Here is an 18,714-nt window from a genome sequence, read left to right on the forward strand (position 1 = left end):
GGGGCGGCACTTTAGCGTGGGACGCGTGACGGACGACGACGGCGCACGGCGCGTGCTCGGGGCGCACTGGTGTTTCGTGGCGTTCTTCGCGGGCATCGCCGGCTACTACCTGACCAACCTGATCATCGCCGCGGCGGTCAACCGCAACGTCGGCGAGTTCGACCCCCTCGAGCTGCACGACATCGGCCCGCTCCTGCTGCTGGCGTTCGTGCCCAACCTGCTGCTCGGCCTCGGCCCGGCGGCCGGCTCGTGGCTCTGGGGCGAGGGGCTGCGCGCGGACTTCGGCCTCAAGCCCACCTGGCGCGACGTCCGGATCGGCCTCGCCTGCGGCGTGCTCGCGCTGGTCGTCGGCTACCTGCTGAACCTGATGCTGATCGCGGTCTACGGCGCCGACGACGTCTCCGACAGCCCGCTGACCGACCTCGCCGACACCTTCGACGGCGACACGGTGTGGCTGGTCCTCGCGGCGGTGATCGTCATCGCCGGCGCCCCGATCACCGAGGAACTGCTGGTCCGCGGCACGCTGTGGAACGCGCTGTCGTTCCACCGGGTCCCGCCGTGGGCGGTGCTCGTGCTGACTTCGCTCGTGTTCGCCCAGCTGCACGGCGAGCCGACCCGCACCATCGCGCTGTTCGGGCAGGGCATCGCGATGGGACTGGCCCGGTACCTGTCCGGCCGGGTCAGCGCCGGGGTGATCGCCCACGCGGCGAACAACCTCCCGCCCGCGGTGCTCCTGTTCGTCGCGCATTAGACTTTGCGAAGATCGATGGACAGTAGCTGGACGGATACTGTGCGATCACATCCCGGCGGCTAGGCTCGAGGCAGGAGCCGAGCGACGCGGAGGGCAAGGCGTGACCACTTCCCAGCCCCGGGACCCGGCCGCCGACGCCACGCCGTTCCCCGAGCCCGAGGAGCCCGCCGCGACCGCCTTCCTGCCGCCCGCGCCGAGGCACCGGTGGGGTTTCGGGGCCTTCCTGCTCGTCGAAGCCGTGCTGCTGGCGTCCGCGGCCTTCGTGTCGGTCCTGGTCGGCGACACCGGGCCCGGCCCGCTGCCGATGCGCGTCGTGCTGCTCGGCACCATGCTGCCGACGATGATCGCGGCCGGTGTCGCGGTGCTGATCACCTTCGTCCGCGGCAACGGGCCCGTGTCCGACCTGCGGCTCGAGTGGCGCTGGGCCGACGTGAAGACCGGGCTGCGGTACGGCTGCGTCGGGCTCGTCTTCACCACCCTCGCCGCCTACCTGTGGACGCGGCTGGTCGGCGACGCGAACGCGACGTCGGCGATCAGCGCGCTGGTCGAAGACCGCCGGATGTCGATTTCGGCGGCGCTGGTGATGTTCGTCTACCTCTGGCTGCTCGGCCCGATCTGCGAGGAGATCATCTACCGCGGCCTGCTCTGGGGAGCCGCGGAGCAGTTGCAGTGGCGCAGCGAGCGCTGGGGCCGGATCGCGGCGTTCCTGCTGTCAACTGCGGTGTTCGCGGCCAGCCACCTCGAGCCGCTGCGGACGACGTTGCTGCTGGTCATCGCGGTGCCGATCGGCCTGGTGCGGCTGGTCACCGGCCGCCTGCCGGGCAGTATCGTCGCGCACCAGGTGAACAACTTCCTGCCGGCGCTGACCATCCTGCTCGGGGCGCTCGGGGTGGCCTCTTTCTAGGTGCGCGGGTGCCGTCTGGCAGAATGGGTCACTGCCTGCTTCCGCCGGACCCTCTCACCGTGCGAAAGCTCCTGACCTTCGGGTGCCCGCGTCCGTGTCCCCACTCGGCCCGCGTGCGCCCAGCCCAGCACCAGAGAGACTCGAGGAGAACCCACACCCGTGGCCGTCAAGATCAAGCTGCAGCGCCTCGGCAAGATCCGTGCGCCGTACTACCGCATCATCGTCGCCGACGCGCGCACCCGCCGGGACGGCAAGGCCATCGAGACGATCGGCAAGTACCACCCGAAGGAAGAGCCGAGCCTGATCGAGGTCGTCTCCGAGCGCGCCCAGTACTGGCTGGGTGTCGGCGCGCAGCCGACCGAGCCGGTCCAGCGCCTGCTGGAGATCACCGGTGACTGGCAGAAGTTCAAGGGCCTGCCGGGCGCCGAGGGCACCCTGAAGGTGGCCGAGCCGAAGCCGTCCAAGCAGGACCTGTTCAACGCGGCGCTGGCCGCGGCCGGCGAGGAGCCCACCACCGAGGCCACCACGCCGAAGAAGAAGTCCGCCCCGAAGAAGGCCGAGGCCGAGAAGGCGGAGGCCGCTGAGGGCGAGAAGTCCGAGTGAGTTTCCTCGCGGACTCCCTCGAGCACCTGGTGCGCGGGATCGTCGACAACCCGGACGAGGTCCGGGTCGAGCTGCTGACCACGCGCCGTGGCCGCACGCTCGAGGTGCACGTGCACCCCGACGACCTCGGCAAGGTGATCGGCCGGGGTGGTCGCACGGCGACCGCCCTGCGCACCGTCATGGGTGGCATCGGTGGCCGCGGCGTCCGGGTGGACGTCGTCGACACCGACCGCTGAGCCTTTCGGAAGCACGGTCAGGATGGACGTCGTAGTCGGCCGCATCGCGAAGGCGCACGGCATCCGCGGGGAACTCGCGGTGGACGTGCGCACGGACTCGCCGGACGAGCGGTTCAAGGTCGGTGCGGCCGTCACGACGAAGCTGCGTGACGGCAGCAAGAGGGAACTCACCATCGCAGCCGCCCGCGAACACAGCGGGCGGCTGCTGGTGCGTTTCGAGGAGGTCTTGACCCGCGACGTCGCCGAGACGCTGCGCGGTGCCCTCCTGCTCGCCGACACCGACACGCTGCCGCCGACTTCGGACCCCGACGAGTTCTACGACCACGAGCTGGCCGGCCTGCGAGCCGAGCTGGCCGACGGCACGGTCGTGGGCAAGGTCGTCGAGGTCGTCCACTCACCCGCGGGCGAGCTGCTGGAACTGGACGTCGACGGCCGGTCGGCGCTGGTGCCTTTCGTCCGCGCGATCGTCCCCACGGTGGACGTCGCCGGCGGCCGGGTCGTGCTCGACCCGCCGGAAGGGCTCCTGGACGCCTGACATGCGGATCGACGTCGTCACGATCTTCCCCGAGTACCTCGACCCGCTGCGCGCCGCGCTGCTGGGCCGGGCGATCGACCGCGGCCTCATCGAGGTCGGCGTGCACGACCTGCGCGACTGGACTCACGACGTGCACCGCGCGGTCGACGACGCGCCGTACGGCGGCGGGCCGGGCATGGTCATGAAGCCGCAGATCTGGGGCCCGGCGCTGGACGACGTCTGCACGTCCGAGACGCGGCTCGTCGTGCCGACGCCGGCGGGGAAGCCGTTCACCCAGGAGCTGGCGCACGCCTACGCGGCGGAGAAGCACCTGGTCTTCGCCTGCGGTCGCTACGAAGGCATCGACCAGCGGGTCGTCGACGACGCGGCCCGCCGGATGCCCGTCGACGAGGTGTCGATCGGCGACTACGTCCTGGTCGGCGGCGAGGCGGCGGTGCTGGTCATCGTCGAAGCCGTCGTGCGGCTGCTGCCGGGGGTGCTGGGCAACGCGCGGTCGGCCGCCGAGGACTCGTTCTCCGACGGCCTGCTCGAAGGACCTAGCTACACGCGCCCGGAGGTGTGGCGGGACCTGGCGGTGCCGGACGTGCTGCGGTCGGGCAACCACGCGCTGATCGACCGCTGGCGGCGTGACCAGGCCCTGGAGCGCACGGCCCGCCGCCGCCCCGATCTACTGGCGCGGCTGCCGGAAGGTAGTCTCGACAAGCACGATCGCGGGGTCCTGGAGGGCCTGGACCCCGAGCAGGCCGAGGGCCGGTTCTTCCGGCCCGATCCCGGTCTGTAAACTTGACCGGTGCCGTGGGCATGAGTACAGCCCACCAACAGCCCCCTGGTCGCCCGCAGCGGCACCGTTGCGCGCCCGGGATCTGTACGCAAGCCATACCGAAGACGAGGACGGACCACCGATGAACACCCTGGACGCGCTGGACAAGCAGTCGCTGCGTTCCGACATCCCGGACTTCCGCCCGGGCGACACGCTCAAGGTGCACGTCCGCGTCATCGAGGGCAACCGCGAGCGCAACCAGGTCTTCCAGGGCGTGGTCATCCGCCGTCAGGGCGGTGGCATCCGGGAGACCTTCACCGTGCGCAAGGTTTCGTTCGGCGTCGGCGTCGAGCGCACCTTCCCGGTGCACTCGCCGAACCTCGCCGAGATCGAGGTCCACAAGCGCGGCGACGTGCGGCGCGCGAAGCTGTACTACCTGCGCGACCTCCGCGGCAAGAAGGCCAAGATCAAGGAGCGGCGCGAAAACCGCGAGACGGCCTCGGCTAACTGAGTCACCACCCGGTTACCGGTAGCCTGACGACGTGGCCGAACCCGTGTCCCAGAACGCTCCCGAGGATGACCCCGATCGCTCCGAAGAGGACAAGCCAAGGCTGTCCCGTTCCGAGGAGCGCGGGGGATCCCGTCGGCGGCGAGCCAAGCCCGCCAAGAAACGGTCGTTCTGGAAGGAACTGCCGATCCTGCTCGTGATCGCTCTGGTGCTCACGATCCTGATCCAGACATTCCTCGCGAAGGTCTTCATGATCCCGTCGGGTTCCATGGAGGCCACCCTGCACGGGTGCCCCGGGTGCACCGGGGACCGGATCCTGGTCGACCGGGTCACCTACGACTTCACCGAGCCCTCCCCGGGTGACGTGATCGTCTTCAAGGGCCCGCAGGCGTGGATCAACAACGAGATCGCCCCGCAGGAGTCGAGCAACGTCGTCGTCCAGGCCCTGCGCGGTCTCGGCTCGCTGGTCGGGTTCGCCCCGCCGGACGAGCGGGACTTCGTCAAGCGGGTGATCGCGGTCGGCGGGCAGACCGTCCAGTGCTGCGACCCGCAGGGCCGCGTGATCGTGGACGGCAAGGCGCTCGACGAGCCGTACATCTACTGGGACACGTCCATCCAGGAGCAGAAGGCCTTCGAGCCGGTGAAGGTTCCGGCCGGGATGCTCTGGGTGATGGGCGACAACCGCAACAACTCCGACGACTCCCGGTTCCAGGGCGGCGGCGGCGTGAACGGCGTGGTTCCGGTGGAGAACGTCATCGGCAAGGCGCGGATCATCGTCCTGCCGCCGAGCCGGTGGGGCGGGATCACCGACCACAACCCGCAGGAGTCGGCGCAGCCGGTGGCACTGGGTGCGCCGGCCTGGCAGAGCGGGCTCCCGCTCGGCGCCGGGATCGCGGCGGCGTGGCCGGCGTTGTTCGTCGGGCGCAAGCTCAAGTCCGGACTGCGCCGGGCGGCCGGGCGGAAACCCTAGCCTTTTCCGGCAGACGGGTGATCCAGCTTTGATACTTCCCGTTCCCCTGACGGCGGCCGAGCCGATCCGGCCACCGCGAGCCGTGGTGCGCGGCGACCTCTTCTGGGGTCTGCAGGGCGCGCTCGACCGCCGTGGCCTCGGCCCGGTCGCCGGCGTGGACGAAGCCGGCGCCGGCGCGTGCGCGGGGCCGCTCGTGGTCGCGGCCTGCGTGCTCAAGCAGGGCGACGCGGCAAAGCTGACCGAGCTGACGGACTCGAAGATGATGACCGCCAAGGCGCGGGACCGGGTCTACGACCTGGTCCTCGCCCGGGCCGTCGACTACTCGGTGATCGTCATCCCGACCGAAGAGGTCGACCTCTACGGCATCCGGGTGATGAACCTGGAGGGCATGCGCCGCGCCGCGGCGGCCCTGCGCGTGCAGCCGGGGTACATCCTCACCGACGGTTTCCGCGTCCCGGGCCTGACGGCCCCGAACGCGGCGGTCATCAAGGGCGACCGTTCGGTGGCCTGCATCGCGGCCGCGTCGGTGCTGGCGAAGGTGACGCGAGACCGCATCATGGCGGGCTACCACGACGACTTCCCGCACTACGGGTTCGACGTGCACAAGGGCTACAGCACGTCCGACCACCTGGCGGCGCTGCGCGAGCACGGGCCCAGCAACGTCCACCGCTGGTCGTACACGAACGTGGCCACGGTGGCCGTCAAGCACGGCCTGCGCCCGGCGCGGCCGGTCCTGCTGACGTACGCGGCGCTGGAAAAGGCCATGGGCGCGCCGGGCGCGGCCGGCCTGGCCACGGTCCTCGACGAGGCATTGGAACCGCAACTCAGCCTGCCGCTGCATGCCCCGGCCGCGGGTGTGGGTCACAATGAACGCTCCGCCGGCGGAGTAGCAGAACGATCCCGAGGAGGGGCGCGGATTTCATGAGCGCAGAGGATCTCGAGAAGTACGAGACCGAGATGGAGCTCTCGCTGTACCGCGAGTACCGCGACATAGTGGGTCAGTTCTCGTACGTGGTGGAGACCGAGCGGCGGTTCTACCTGGCGAACGCGGTCGACGTCCAGGTCCGCGACGGCGGCGGCGAGGTGTACTTCGAGGTCCGCATGTCCGACGCGTGGGTCTGGGACATGTACCGCCCGGCCCGGTTCGTCAAGCACGTCCGGGTCATCACGTTCAAGGACGTCAACGTGGAGGAACTGGACAAGCCGGACCTCCGCCTGCCCGAAGACGGCCCGTTCTCGGGCTAGCCTCCGTTTCCCACCGCGCCGGCTCATCCTCGTGGGATGGGCCGGCGCGGTGCTGTCCGCATCCGACCCTCCAGGTACGCAAGCCGACCTTCCAGGTACGCGAGTCGTCCGGTCCTGTAGCACGTCCCGCCGACATTTCGGGTGGTCCGGTGGCCTTCCGTGGACCCGTTGTCCACAACACCCCGGTTGTCCACAGCTCCACGATCCGGGTCTGGTGAGCCCCGTCCGCCCGCTGGCATCGTCGAAGGCACACGCACCGTGACCGAACGGCTGCGAACCGACGAGGGGGCGAACACGATGACGGGCACCGACGAGCTCGCAAGACACCGCCGAGATCTGGGCGCCTGGGGCGAGGACATCGCCCTCGGCTACCTCCGCGAGCGCGGCCTTGTCCTGCTGGCCCGCAACTGGCGCTGCCGCGAAGGCGAACTGGACCTCGTCTTCACCGACCGCACCCGCATCATCGTGTGCGAGGTGAAGACCCGCTCCGGCACCGAATTCGGCCTCCCGACGGAGACGGTTACCGAGGAGAAAGCCGGTCGCGTCCGCCGCGCCGCCCAGCGCTGGCTTCGCGAGTTCCGCCTCGGCTGGTGTCCCGTCCGCTACGACGTCGTCACGATCCTCGCCGAGCCGGGCACCCGGCCGCAGCTCCAGCACATCGAGGCGGCGTTCTGATGCCCATCGCCAAAGCATGGTCGGCCGGTCTCCTCGGCATCAACGGCCGGGTGATCGAGATCGAGGCCGACCTCGGTGGCGGCCTGAGCCGGATCACCCTGGTGGGCCTGCCCGACGCCGGGTTGCGCGAGGCCAAGGACCGCGTCCGGTCCGCCGTCCGCAATTCCGGGCAGCCGTGGCCCGACGGCAAGGTCACGCTCGGCCTGTCCCCGGCGAACCTGCCCAAGATGGGCTCCGCCTTCGACCTCGGCATCGCGGCGGCGGTGCTCGCGGCATCGGGGGCGGTCCCGGCGACCCGGCTGCTCGGCACGGTGTTGCTCGGTGAACTCGCCTTGGACGGCCGAATCCGCGCGGTCCGCGGCATCCTCCCCGGCCTGCTGGCGGCCCGGGCTGCGGGGTACGGACGAGCCGTCGTGCCGACGGACTCCCTCGTCGAGGCCGCCCTCGTGGACGGCATCGAAGTGGCGGGCGCCCCGCATCTGCGGGACTTCGTGGCGTGGCTGAATCGCGAAGCCGAGCTGGCCCACCCGGAGCCACCCGGCCCGGTGACCCCGCCGGACGTGCCGGACCTCGCGGACGTCGTCGGCCAGCCGGAGGCGCGATGGGCTCTGGAGGTCGCCGCGGCGGGCGGGCACCACCTGCTCCTCACCGGTCCGCCCGGGGTGGGCAAGACGATGCTGGCGAAGCGGCTGCCCGGACTCCTCCCGCAGCTGACGCCGGAGGAGTCCCTGGAGGTCACCGCGGTCCACTCGGTCGACGGTTCGCTGTCGAAGTCCTCGCCACTGGTCACGATCCCGCCGTTCGTCGCCCCGCACTATTCGATCTCCGTACCGGCGCTGATCGGCGGCGGCAGCGGACTCGCCGCGCCGGGCGCGATCAGCCGGGCCCACCGCGGCGTGTTGTTCCTCGACGAGGTCTGCGAGTTCGGCAGCCAGTGCCTCGAGTCGCTCCGGACGGTCCTCGAAGAGGGCGAAGTGCGCATTTCCCGGGTCAAGGGATCGATCACCTACCCCGCGCGGTTCCAGCTGGTCCTCGCGACCAACCCGTGCGCGTGCGCGCCGCCGAAGGATGCGGACTGCGTGTGTTCGCCGAGCGCCCGCCGCCGCTACCTCGCGAAGCTCTCGGGACCGCTGCTCGACCGCGTCGACCTGAGGGTCCGGCTGAACCCGTTGAGTGCGATCACCGCGCACGACACCGGCGCGGCGGAGTCATCGGAGACGGTGCGCCAGCGAGTTTTCACAGCTCGCGAACGAGCAGCCCACCGTTGGCGCGAGCACGGCTGGCTGTCCAACTCGGAGGTGCCCGGGCCGGCCCTCCGCCGCCAGTTCGCCCTGCCCGCCGACGCAACGGTCGTGCTGGACCGCGCAATGGACCGAGGCGCCCTGAGCGGCCGCGGCGCCGACCGCTGCTTGCGCATCGCCTGGACCCTGGCCGACCTGGACGGCGAGCCCCGCCCGAGCGCCGACCAAGTCAGCTCGGCCCTGGCCTTCCGAGAGCGAGTGGCGGCATGAGCACCCCCACCTCGCGGCGGCCCGGAGTCTCCCTGCCGCACGTCGCCGACCCACCGACGCCTGCCGCCGTCACTGAGCGGCTGGTTGCGGTCGAATTCGAGCGGACGCCGGCTTTCCCGTTGCGGGTGGCCGAGTCACCGGCAGCGGCCGCGATTGCTTTCGCCGCCGAGTGCACCGCTGGGGATGAGTTGGAGCGAGCGCGGAGTCTCCCGCTGCGGGTGGCTCCCCCGCCTGCAACTGCTGCGGTTGCCTTCGATCCCGAGCAGGGGTTGTGGTCTCTCCAAGATCGGGCGGTAAAGCCACCAGCGTCGGCTGGTGTCGTGTCCTTCGGCGCCTGCAGACCGGCGCCGATGTCGGCCGTCGGAGAGCGGGTGGCGGCATGAGTTCGGATGAATTGCGGCGGGCTCGCGCGTACCTGCTGCGGGTGGCCGAACCACCGGCGCCGGCCCTCGTCGCCTTCGTTGACAAACATAAGCCGATCGAGGCCGCCGCGCGGGTTCGGCGGGGTGACTGCCCGGACGAGGTGCTCAAGGCGACCGAGGCGCGACGGGACTACGACCTCGTCAGCCAGGACTTCAGCCGGGCCGCCGCGGTCGGCGCTCGTCTGGTCGTGCCTGAGGACGCCGAGTGGCCGGCCTGGCCGCTGCACGCGATTGACCTCGCGGCGGGGCATGGCGTCGCCGAAGCCGTGCAGCCTTTGGCGTTGTGGGTTGCCGGTGATGTTGCGCTCGGCACCGCTGCCGATCGGGCTGTGGCCATCGTCGGTGCCCGTGCCGCGACCGATTACGGCGAACACCACGCCGCCGAGTTCGCCTACGGGCTGGCCGGCCGGGGTGTGCCCGTTTTCTCGGGTGCCGCCTACGGCATCGACGGCGCGGCGCACCGGGGCGCGCTCGCCGCGGAGGGCGTCACCGTCGCGGTGTTGGGATGCGGTGTCGATGGCGGCTATCCGGCGGGGCACGTCGGGCTGCTGAACCGGATCGTCCGCTCCGGCGGCGCCGTCGTCAGCGAGTACCCGCCCGGCACCACGCCGGCGCGGCACCGCTTCCTCGTCCGCAACCGGCTCATCGCCGCCCTCACCGAGGGCACCCTGGTGGTCGAGGCGGGACGGCGCAGCGGCGCTCGCAACACCGCCGGCACCGCCGGTGCCTTCGGCAAGGTGGTGATGGCCCTGCCCGGGCCGGTGTCGTCGGGGATGTCCATCGGTTGTCACGACCTGATCCGCGACGCCAAAGCGACGCTGGTCTCGACCGTCGACGAAGTCCTCGAGACCGTCGGACTGTTCGGCGTCGCCGAGGACACCGCGTCGGACCGGCCGAAACGGCGTACCGACCGGCTAGGGCCCGACGCGTTGCGCGCCTTCGAAGCACTGGCCGTGCGCGCCGACCGGTCCGACATCGAGGTCGCGGCCGAATCCGGCCTTCCGTTGCGGCGGGTGCGGGCGCTGCTGCCCGCACTGGAAATCGACGGATTCGCCGTCCGCGGGGAGTCCGGCTGGCGACGACGGAAGGAAAGCGCGTGACCACGACGAAATCCGGGCGAAATCGTCGACGGCGTTCGGCCGGTCCGGTGGGCCCGCGTGGCGATCCTTGACCGAAGGCGGTTGTTCGCGCAGCGTGACATCCATGCCGCCACCACGCTCCGGCCGGGCCCGCCGTCCCGACCTGCGCGCGCTCCGGGCCGCGTTGCCCGAGCCCGTGCGGGCCGTCGTCACCGCCTACGAACGGCACCTCAGGCTCGAACGCGGGCTGTCCGCGCACACCGTCCGGGCGTACGTCGGCGATGCGGTGTCGCTGCTGGGCTTCGTCGTGGACGGTGGAAGCGAGGTCGCGGAGCTGGACCTCGCTCGGCTGCGGGCGTGGCTCGCCGCCCAGCAGTCCGGCGGGGCGAGCCGGACGACGCTCGCCCGGCGGGCCGCGTCGGCCCGGACGTTCACCGCGTGGGCACACCGCACCGGTGTCCTGGCCACGGACCCCGGTGGCCGGCTCGCGGCGCCGCGAGCGCACCGGACCCTGCCCGGGGTGCTGCGCGCCGGGCAGGCGGGGGAGGTCATGCAGGCGTCGGCCGCCGGCGCGGCGCAACGCGATCCGGTCGCCCTGCGTGATCGCGCGATCGTCGAGCTGCTCTACGCCACCGGCATCCGCGTGTCCGAGTTGTGCGGGCTGGACGTCGGCGGGGCCGACTTCTCCCGTCGTGTCGTGACGGTGCTGGGGAAGGGCGGCAAGGAACGCGTCGTCCCGTTCGGCGTTCCGGCGGCGGGGGCGCTCACGGACTGGATCGACGAGGGGCGGCCGAAGATCATCGCCGAAAGCGGTGGTGAGAGCGCCGAGCGCGCGCTTTTCCTGGGTGTCCGGGGCAAACGCGTCGATCCGCGCGCGGTGCGGCGCGTCGTGCACGACGCCGTCACGGCCGTGCCCGGAGCACTCGACATGGGGCCGCACGGCCTGCGGCATTCCGCCGCGACGCATCTGCTCGAAGGGGGTGCCGATCTGAGGAGCGTTCAGGAACTGCTTGGTCACGCTACGCTTGCCACGACGCAGCTCTACACTCATGTGACCGTCGATCGGTTGAAAGCGATCCATGACCGAGCGCACCCCAGGGCCTGAGGCGGTCCGGGGAGGCTCGCCGGGGTCGTCACCAGCAGGACCGGCGGCGCACGCGCATCCGCACGAGCACGGAGACAACACTGAGCCGCATGCCGAGAACGACTGTGCGATGACCGCAGGCCCGCACGTGACCGAAGCCGCCGGAGTGACCACTCACGGTGAGGCTGCCGCGCCCGCGGAAGCCCGGGCCGGCTACGACGTCGACGCCGGGATCGCCGCTCTGTGGCAGCAGTTCGCCGACAGCCCGGACCAGGCGTCGCGTGATCGGCTCGTGCTGCACTACGCCCCGCTCGTCAAGTACGTCGCCGGCCGGGTCGGCACCGGGCTGCCCACTCACATCGACGTGGGCGACCTCGTGCAGTCGGGCATCTTCGGGCTCGTCGACGCGATCGAGAAGTTCGACCCCGAGCGCGGCCTGCGCTTCGAGACGTACGCGATGCAGCGCATCCGCGGCGCGATCCTCGACGACCTCCGTTCGCAGGACTGGGTGCCGCGCGCGGTCCGCAGCAAGGCCAAGGAGGCCGAGCGCGCGATGGAGCGCCTCGGCGCTCGCCTGCACCGCACCCCGACCGACGCGGAACTCGCCGCCGAACTCGGCATCGGCCTCGACGACCTGCGTGACTTCTACGGCCAGCTGCAGCTGACCAGCGTCGTCGCGCTGGAGGACCTGGTGGCCGCGGGCAAGGACAGCGGCTCGCTGGTCGACACGCTGCCCGACGACGACGCCGTCGACCCGGTGGCGGTGCTCGTCGACCAGGACAACCGCCGCCAGCTCGCCCAGGCGATCGCGCAGCTGACCGAGCGGGACAAGATCGTGGTCAGCCTCTACTACTTCGAAAGCCTGACCCTCGCCGAGATCGGCAAGGTCCTGGGCGTCACGGAGTCGCGGGTGAGTCAGCTGCACACGCGGGCGGTCATGCGGCTGCGCGCCAAGCTGGTCGAGCAGACCGGCGCCTGATCACCGACCACCTCCCCACGGCTTGAGCCGGTATTCGCCGACCTCGCCGGTCAGTGCGAGGGGATCGACGTACTCCTCGCCCCGCCGTACGCCCCAGTGCAGGCAGGCCGCCACCGTGCAGCCGGGATGTCCGGCGAGGACGGTGCCGAGCACCTGGCCTCGGTAGACCTGCTCGCCCACGGCCACTTTCGGGACAACTGGCTCGTAGGTGGTCCGCAGCCCACCGTCGTGGTCGACGGAGAGCACGGGCCGCCCGCCCACCGAACCGGCGAAGACGACGACACCCGCATCGGCGGCCAGCACGTCCTGCCCGGGGACGGCGGCCAGGTCGACTCCGCGGTGGCCGGGGCCGAACGGCGTTTCGGGGGCGTCGAAGTACTTGGTGATCACCGGAACGGGTGATAACGGCCAGGAAAGCCGCGATTGCCGCGCGAGAAGACGGCTGGTCTCGGCTTCGCCCGCGACTGAGGGTGGCCACGGTGGGGCGGCCATGAGCGCCATCTCCCACGGCACGGCCGGCGCAGGGAGCCTCGAGCCTGGCTCCGGTCGCGCCGGGTCGCTCGCTGGTGGCCCGGGTGGTGGTGCGGGGTCGCCCGTTGGTGGCCCAAGCGGTGGTGCCAGGCCGCCCGTTCGCAAGCCGGGCGATGCCCGTGGGCGCGGGAATTCGCCCGTCCGGGTCGCACCTGTCCCCAGCCCCGCCGATGCCTGCACTTCACCCCGCCAACCCGCCGCGCCCGGTGCTCGCACGCCTACGTCTCCACTCGTGAACTCCCCTCCGAAAACCGCCATGACCAGCGCCATCGCGCCCAACACCCACGCCGGTACCCGCCGGCGGACACGCATGATCGACTCCATGACTCCAGCGTGCGGTACCGCGGGCCGCCGTGGGGAGCTCGCGCCGAATCTGTGGATAACCGGAGCCGATGTGGACAACTGCGTCGGCCAGTGGCCGCCGGTGGGGGAGGAGGTGGTGGGAGGGGGTAGAATCTTCTGCGCAGTCCGTTTCAGCGGGCTGACTTCGCGTGCACGTGCGCGTTCCCCCTTCTGGACACAGCCGGGGGAGCGCACGGGGTCCGGCGGTCCTCGGAGGTTTTCGACCAACTCCGAGGTCCGGACACCGGCACGGGCACCAGGGCGAACGGCCACCCGGCCGCGAGCGACAAACCGAGCAGCGCGCCAGCGGAAGCGAAGCGCGCACTACACAGAAGAGGTGTGATTCCGGCAATGGCCGTCGTCACCATGAAGCAGCTGCTCGACAGCGGCGTGCACTTCGGGCACCAGACCCGCCGGTGGAACCCGAAGATGAAGCGCTACATCTTCACCGAGCGCAACGGCATCTACATCATCGACCTGCAGCAGACGCTGACCTACATCGACCGTGCGTACGAGTTCATCAAGGAAACCGTCGCGCACGGCGGCACCATCATGTTCGTCGGCACCAAGAAGCAGGCTCAGGAAGCCATCGCCAACGAGGCCGCGCGCGTGGGCATGCCCTACGTCAACCAGCGCTGGCTCGGCGGCATGCTGACCAACTTCCAGACCGTGCACAAGCGCCTCCTCCGCCTGAAGGAGCTCGAGTCGCAGGAGCAGACCGGCGGCTTCGCCGGCCTCACCAAGCGCGAGATCCTTACGCTGACCCGCGAGAAGGACAAGCTCGAGAAGACCCTCGGCGGCATCCGCGACATGTCGAAGGTCCCGAGCGCGGTGTGGATCGTCGACACGAAGAAGGAGCACATCGCCGTCGGCGAGGCTCGGAAGCTGAACATCCCGGTCGTCGCGATCCTGGACACCAACTGCGACCCGGACGAGGTCGACTACCCGATCCCGGGCAACGACGACGCGATCCGCTCGGCCGCGCTGCTGACCAAGGTCGTCGCCGAGGCCGCGGCCGCCGGTCTGATGGCGCGCTCCAGCCGCAACGGTGCGTCCGCCGACGCGAAGCCGGAGCCGGGCGTCGCCTCCGACGAGCCGCTGGCCGAGTGGGAGAAGGAGCTGCTCGCCGGCTCCGAGACCGCCGCCGCCGACGCGACCGAGGCCGCTGCCGCGACCGAAGCCGCCACCGAGCAGGCGACCGCCTCCTCCTGATGCTCCACCGCCCGTGCGGCCGCGCCCCCGGGGCCCGGCCGCACGGGTGTAGCAACCCACAGATTTCCTGCAAAGGACGGATTTACCAGAATGGCGAACTACACCGCCGCTGACGTGAAGCGCCTGCGCGAGATGACCGGCGCCGGCATGATGGACTGCAAGAAGGCCCTCGAGGAGAACGGCGGCGACTTCGACAAGGCCGTCGAGTTCCTCCGCATCAAGGGCGCCAAGGACGTCGGCAAGCGCGCCGAGCGCGCCACCGCCGAGGGCCTGGTCACCGGCGACGGCGGCGTCCTCATCGAGCTCGACTCCGAGACCGACTTCGTCGCGAAGAACGCCGACTTCCAGGCGCTCGCCGCGAAGATCGTCGAGGTCGCGAAGACCCTGAAGACCTCCGACGTCGAGGCGCTCAAGGGTGCCGAGCTCGACGGCAAGACCGTCAACGAGGTCGTCCAGGAGCTGTCGGCCCGCATCGGCGAGAAGCTCGAGCTGCGCCGCGTCGTGGCCTTCGAGGGCCAGACCGCGACCTACCTGCACCGCCGCGGCTCCGACCTGCCGCCGGCCGTCGGTGTGCTCGTCGAGTTCACCGGTGACGACGCCGAGGCCGCCCGCGGTGCCGCCATGCAGGTCGCCGCGCTGCGCGCCAAGTACCTGACCCGCGACGAGGTGCCGGCCGAGATCGTCGAGAACGAGCGCCGCATCGCCGAGCAGACCGCCCGCGAGGAAGGCAAGCCGGAGCAGGCCATGCCGAAGATCATCGAGGGCAAGGTCAACGCCTACTACAAGGACAACGTCCTGCTCGAGCAGCCGTCGGTCAAGGACAACAAGAAGACCGTCAAGGCCCTGCTCGACGAGGCCGGCGTGACGCTGACCAAGTTCGCGCGCTTCGAGGTCGGCCAGGCCTGAGGCCAGGTCCGGGCGTAGGTTTCACCCAGTGCCCCGTCTCCGTCCAATCGGGGACGGGGCACTGTCAGGTCTGGATATGACAAAAACAGGTCGAGAGGCCTAGGAGGCGACATAGATGGGTGACCGGGTCGAAGGTGGCTACCGGCGGGTGCTGCTGAAACTGGGCGGCGAGATGTTCGGCGGTGGTTCGATCGGTGTCGATCCGGACGTCGTCCACTCGGTCGCGCAGCAGATCGCCGACGTCGCCCGCACCGGTGTCCAGGTCGCGGTCGTGATCGGCGGCGGCAACTACTTCCGGGGCGCGGAGCTGTCGCAGCGCGGCATGGACCGCGACCGCGCCGACTACATGGCGATGCTGGGCACCGTGATGAACTGCCTGGCGCTGCAGGACTTCCTCGAGAAGGAGGGCCTGCCCACCCGCGTGCAGACCGCCATCACGATGGGCCAGGTCGCCGAGCCCTACATCCCGCGCCGCGCCGAGCGGCACCTGGAGAAGGGCCGCGTCGTGATCTTCGGCGCCGGAGTCGGCATGCCGTACTTCTCCACCGACACCGCGGCCGCGCAGCGGGCGCTCGAGCTGGGCTGCGAAGCCGTGCTGATGGCGAAGGCCGTCGACGGCGTCTACACCGCGGACCCGAAGGCCGACCCCACCGCCGAGATGTTCCGCGAGATCACCCACCGCGAGGTGCTGGAGCGGGACCTCAAGGTCGCCGACGCGACGGCGTTCAGCCTCTGCATGGACAACAACATGCCGATCATCGTGTTCAACCTGCTCACCGAGGGGAACATCGCCCGCGCGGTGAGTGGTGAAAGAATCGGCACGTTGGTCAGCACCCCCACTGCCGGGGTGCCGGCCTAGACCTGCTGGGATCAGCAAGCGCCACCCATCACAACTACGGGAGTGACCGTGATCGACGAGACCCTCCTCGATGCCGAGGAGAAGATGGAAAAAGCGGTGTCCGTCGCCAAGGACGAGCTGCAGTCGGTTCGCACCGGCCGGGCTTCGTCGGCGATGTTCTCGCGGATCGTCGTCGAGTACTACGGCTCGCCGACCCCGCTGAACCAGCTGGCCAGCGTGAACGTGCCGGAAGCCCGCATGGCGCTCATCAAGCCCTACGACCAGTCGCAGCTCGGCGCGATCGAGAAGGCGATCCGGGAATCGGACCTCGGGGTCAACCCGAGCAACGACGGCCAGGTCATCCGCATCGTCATCCCGCAGCTCACCGAGGAGCGGCGCAAGGAGATGGTGAAGGTCGCCAAGGGCAAGGGCGAGGACGCCCGGGTCTCGATCCGCAGCATCCGCCGCAAGGCCAAGGACGAGCTCGACCGCATCGCCAAGGACGGCGAAGCCGGTGAGGACGACGTGGCGCGCGCGGAGAAGGAACTGCAGAACCTGACCGACACCTACGTGCACAAGGTCGACGAGCTGGTCAAGCACAAGGAAGCCGAGCTGCTCGAGGTCTGATGGCACAGGTGAGCGAGGAACGCGAGGACCGGGTGGACGCCACCGGAGCACACCCGGCGGCTGCGCCCGGGACGCCGGAACCGGGCGAGGGCGGGGTTTCGGCGACCGCGGAAACCGGCCGGGCGGCGGAGACGCCGGTCGTGCCGGAGACCTCGGGCACCGGCGAAGCGGCCCGGTTGTCGGCCGCCGGCTCCGCCACGGCGGACACGCCGGTGGTCTCGCGGACAAGCGAGGCGGGCGGCGCTCCGGCGTCGTCGGCCACCGGCGCGGCGGCCGACGACGCCGAATCTGGTGCGTCGGACACGCCGGCGCCGCCGGAGGCCGTCAAGAAGGCCTCCAAGGCCGGGCGGAACCTGCCCGCGGCCATCGGCGTCGCCCTGCTGCTCGGTGCCGCGATCATCGTTTCCCTGCTCACCGTTCGCTACCTGTTCATCGGGATCATCGCGATCGCGATCGCGGTCGGCACCTTCGAATTCGCCGGGGTGCTGCGCCGGGTCGCCGACATCCGGGTCGCGATGATCCCGGTGCTCGTCGGCGGGCAGGCGATGATCTGGCTCGCCTGGCCGTTCGGGCGGGAAGGCGCGCTCACCGCGTTCGTCCTCACCGTGCTCGCCTGCCTGCTGTGGCGGCTGCCCGGCGGCGCGAAGGGCTACCTGCGCGACATCAGCGCGTCCACCTTCGCCGCTGCCTACCTGCCGCTCTTCGGTGCCTTCGCGGCGATGCTCGTGCCGCCGGAGGACGGCGTCGGCCGGGTGCTCACCTTCCTGATCGGCGTCGTCGCCTCGGACACCGGGGGCTACATCGCCGGCGTGCTCGGCGGCAAGCACCCGATGGCGCCCACCATCAGCCCGAAGAAGACCTGGGAAGGCTTCGCGGGCTCGGTGATCGGCGGCGTCGTGGCCGGGGCGCTGACCCTCAGCCTGATGCTCGACGGCCACGTCTGGCAGGGCGTGATCTTCGGTGTCGCCATCGTGCTGACCGCGACCCTGGGCGACCTCGTCGAATCGCTGATCAAGCGCGACCTCGGCGTCAAGGACATGGGGACGCTGCTGCCCGGGCACGGCGGGATCATGGACCGCCTCGACTCGCTGCTGCCCTCGGCCGTCGTGTCCTGGCTGCTGCTTTCGGCGTTCGTCCCGGTCTAGTCGTCGTAGGGGTCGTCGACTTCCGCGCGGCCCCAGCCTTCGGTGACGCGGGAGTGGTCGATCACCGCGAACACCGCGCCCTCGGGGTCGGCGAGGATCGCCATCCGGCCGAACGGGGTGTCGTAGGGCTGGATCACCACGGTGCCGCCGTGCATGAGCGCCTCGCCCGCGACCGCGTCGACCCCGCGGGCCGGGTCGATGTCGAAGTACACGAGCCAGTGCGGCGGGGTGTCCAGGCTGTACTCCGAGCCCATCACGTACCGGTACAGCACCGGCTCGTGCTCGATGAGCCATTCGACGTAGTCGAGCATCTCGCCGTCGCCGATCTGGTGGCTGGAGTAGGTGAACAGCTTGGTGTAGAAGTGATCCGCCGCGACGCCGTCGTGGGTGTTGAGGTCCGCGCCGCTGAAGGTGTTCGGGATCCCGGTGACGAACTCCCAGTTGGGCGGCACCTCCCAGAACACCACCGGCGCGCCGCAGGCGTCGACGGCGTGCATGATCGTGCCGCGGTCCGGGATCGCCACCGGCCCGAGGGTGATCCGCCCGCCGAGGTGTTCCACCCACTCGGCCGCGCTCGCGGTGTGCGGCACGGAGATGTGCGGCATCCACCCCAGCGGCGCGCCCTGGGCCGCGCGGTAGAGCCCGCCGACCGGGAGGCCGTTGAGCGCGCCGATGGCGTAGCGGCCGTCGGACGTCGCCGGGTCCCGTTGAGTGGTGAACTCCCAGCCGAAGAGGGCACCGTAGAATCGTTCCGCCACGGCCTGCTCGCGACAGGCCAGCTCGATCCAGCACGGAATTCCGGCCGGGACCGGGGACGGGGTACTGGACGGGTCGATGGCCATGGGTGCTCC

The 18,714-nt window shown here is 70.7% G+C and carries 22 protein-coding genes; 20 read left to right on the plus strand and 2 right to left on the minus strand.

Annotated elements, in window-relative coordinates; genetic code table 11:
- The first annotated feature begins 25 nt into the window (after window positions 1-25).
- The 15 genes from ACFPLC_RS24755 to ACFPLC_RS24825 all read left to right on the plus strand — a co-directional run bounded on the left by ACFPLC_RS24755 (window position 26) and on the right by ACFPLC_RS24825 (window position 12,262).
- Window positions 26-751, plus strand: coding sequence for a CPBP family intramembrane glutamic endopeptidase (locus ACFPLC_RS24755; protein ID WP_191310273.1), 726 nt, complete (start codon window positions 26-28; stop codon window positions 749-751).
- A 100-nt stretch (window positions 752-851) separates the two neighbouring features.
- Complete coding sequence (locus tag ACFPLC_RS24760; protein ID WP_378193545.1) at window positions 852-1,655, plus strand: CPBP family intramembrane glutamic endopeptidase; 804 nt, start codon at window positions 852-854, stop codon at window positions 1,653-1,655.
- A gap of 159 nt (window positions 1,656-1,814) precedes the next feature.
- Window positions 1,815-2,258: a 30S ribosomal protein S16 gene (gene rpsP / locus ACFPLC_RS24765; protein WP_191310269.1), complete on the plus strand. Its 444-nt coding sequence runs from the start codon at window positions 1,815-1,817 to the stop codon at window positions 2,256-2,258.
- Window positions 2,255-2,494, plus strand: coding sequence for an RNA-binding protein (locus ACFPLC_RS24770; protein ID WP_003103110.1), 240 nt, complete (start codon window positions 2,255-2,257; stop codon window positions 2,492-2,494). The genes rpsP and ACFPLC_RS24770 overlap by 4 nt, the downstream gene beginning before the upstream one ends.
- Before the next feature lie 22 nt (window positions 2,495-2,516).
- A complete protein-coding gene (gene rimM, locus ACFPLC_RS24775; RefSeq protein ID WP_378193540.1) occupies window positions 2,517-3,029 on the plus strand; it encodes a ribosome maturation factor RimM in 513 nt (170 codons plus the stop codon).
- Between the two features lies 1 nt (window position 3,030).
- Complete coding sequence (gene trmD / locus ACFPLC_RS24780) at window positions 3,031-3,810, plus strand: tRNA (guanosine(37)-N1)-methyltransferase TrmD (protein ID WP_378193537.1); 780 nt, start codon at window positions 3,031-3,033, stop codon at window positions 3,808-3,810.
- Window positions 3,811-3,931: 121 nt separating this feature from the next.
- On the plus strand, window positions 3,932-4,300 hold the full coding sequence (rplS, locus tag ACFPLC_RS24785) for a 50S ribosomal protein L19 (RefSeq protein ID WP_013223853.1): 369 nt from the start codon (window positions 3,932-3,934) through the stop codon (window positions 4,298-4,300).
- A gap of 31 nt (window positions 4,301-4,331) precedes the next feature.
- Window positions 4,332-5,267, plus strand: coding sequence for a signal peptidase I (lepB, locus tag ACFPLC_RS24790; RefSeq protein WP_191310264.1), 936 nt, complete (start codon window positions 4,332-4,334; stop codon window positions 5,265-5,267).
- Between the two features lie 82 nt (window positions 5,268-5,349).
- Window positions 5,350-6,192: a ribonuclease HII gene (locus ACFPLC_RS24795; protein WP_378193737.1), complete on the plus strand. Its 843-nt coding sequence runs from the start codon at window positions 5,350-5,352 to the stop codon at window positions 6,190-6,192.
- Complete coding sequence (locus ACFPLC_RS24800) at window positions 6,189-6,512, plus strand: DUF2469 domain-containing protein (RefSeq protein WP_003096226.1); 324 nt, start codon at window positions 6,189-6,191, stop codon at window positions 6,510-6,512. Before ACFPLC_RS24795 ends, ACFPLC_RS24800 begins: the two co-directional genes overlap by 4 nt.
- Before the next feature lie 297 nt (window positions 6,513-6,809).
- Window positions 6,810-7,187: a YraN family protein gene (locus ACFPLC_RS24805; protein WP_378193735.1), complete on the plus strand. Its 378-nt coding sequence runs from the start codon at window positions 6,810-6,812 to the stop codon at window positions 7,185-7,187.
- A complete protein-coding gene (locus tag ACFPLC_RS24810) occupies window positions 7,187-8,698 on the plus strand; it encodes a YifB family Mg chelatase-like AAA ATPase (RefSeq protein ID WP_378193533.1) in 1,512 nt (503 codons plus the stop codon). Before ACFPLC_RS24805 ends, ACFPLC_RS24810 begins: the two co-directional genes overlap by 1 nt.
- A gap of 379 nt (window positions 8,699-9,077) precedes the next feature.
- Window positions 9,078-10,220: a DNA-processing protein DprA gene (gene dprA, locus ACFPLC_RS24815; protein WP_378193529.1), complete on the plus strand. Its 1,143-nt coding sequence runs from the start codon at window positions 9,078-9,080 to the stop codon at window positions 10,218-10,220.
- A gap of 103 nt (window positions 10,221-10,323) precedes the next feature.
- Window positions 10,324-11,304 (plus strand): tyrosine recombinase XerC, encoded by a 981-nt coding sequence (locus ACFPLC_RS24820; RefSeq protein ID WP_378193526.1) that lies wholly within the window; start codon window positions 10,324-10,326, stop codon window positions 11,302-11,304.
- 109 nt (window positions 11,305-11,413) lie between these two features.
- Window positions 11,414-12,262, plus strand: coding sequence for a FliA/WhiG family RNA polymerase sigma factor (locus tag ACFPLC_RS24825; protein ID WP_191310251.1), 849 nt, complete (start codon window positions 11,414-11,416; stop codon window positions 12,260-12,262).
- Here the strand turns inward: ACFPLC_RS24825 and ACFPLC_RS24830 are convergent, their stop codons facing one another.
- Entirely contained in the window at window positions 12,263-12,754 is a 492-nt protein-coding gene (locus ACFPLC_RS24830) for a M23 family metallopeptidase (protein WP_378235933.1), read from the minus strand.
- Window positions 12,755-13,486: 732 nt separating this feature from the next.
- Between ACFPLC_RS24830 and rpsB the strand changes: the two genes are divergently transcribed.
- From rpsB to ACFPLC_RS24855, 5 genes are all read left to right on the plus strand, one after another.
- Window positions 13,487-14,347 carry a 30S ribosomal protein S2 gene (gene rpsB / locus ACFPLC_RS24835; protein ID WP_378193521.1) on the plus strand — a complete coding sequence of 287 codons (861 nt, stop codon included), beginning with the start codon at window positions 13,487-13,489 and terminating at the stop codon, window positions 14,345-14,347.
- Window positions 14,348-14,437: 90 nt separating this feature from the next.
- Entirely contained in the window at window positions 14,438-15,253 is an 816-nt protein-coding gene (gene tsf, locus ACFPLC_RS24840; RefSeq protein ID WP_191310245.1) for a translation elongation factor Ts, read from the plus strand.
- 115 nt (window positions 15,254-15,368) lie between these two features.
- On the plus strand, window positions 15,369-16,112 hold the full coding sequence (pyrH, locus tag ACFPLC_RS24845) for a UMP kinase (RefSeq protein WP_013223864.1): 744 nt from the start codon (window positions 15,369-15,371) through the stop codon (window positions 16,110-16,112).
- Window positions 16,113-16,160: 48 nt separating this feature from the next.
- Window positions 16,161-16,718 (plus strand): ribosome recycling factor, encoded by a 558-nt coding sequence (gene frr, locus ACFPLC_RS24850; protein WP_191310243.1) that lies wholly within the window; start codon window positions 16,161-16,163, stop codon window positions 16,716-16,718.
- A complete protein-coding gene (locus ACFPLC_RS24855; protein ID WP_378193515.1) occupies window positions 16,718-17,863 on the plus strand; it encodes a phosphatidate cytidylyltransferase in 1,146 nt (381 codons plus the stop codon). The genes frr and ACFPLC_RS24855 overlap by 1 nt, the downstream gene beginning before the upstream one ends.
- Here ACFPLC_RS24855 and ACFPLC_RS24860 read toward each other — a convergent pair.
- Complete coding sequence (locus ACFPLC_RS24860) at window positions 17,860-18,705, minus strand: VOC family protein (protein ID WP_378193512.1); 846 nt, start codon at window positions 18,703-18,705, stop codon at window positions 17,860-17,862. The genes ACFPLC_RS24855 and ACFPLC_RS24860 overlap by 4 nt on opposite strands.
- Window positions 18,706-18,714 lie beyond the last annotated feature (9 nt).

It is taken from the genome of Amycolatopsis plumensis (assembly GCF_042652605.1).
GTDB classification, from domain to species: Bacteria; Actinomycetota; Actinomycetes; order Mycobacteriales; family Pseudonocardiaceae; genus Amycolatopsis; species Amycolatopsis plumensis.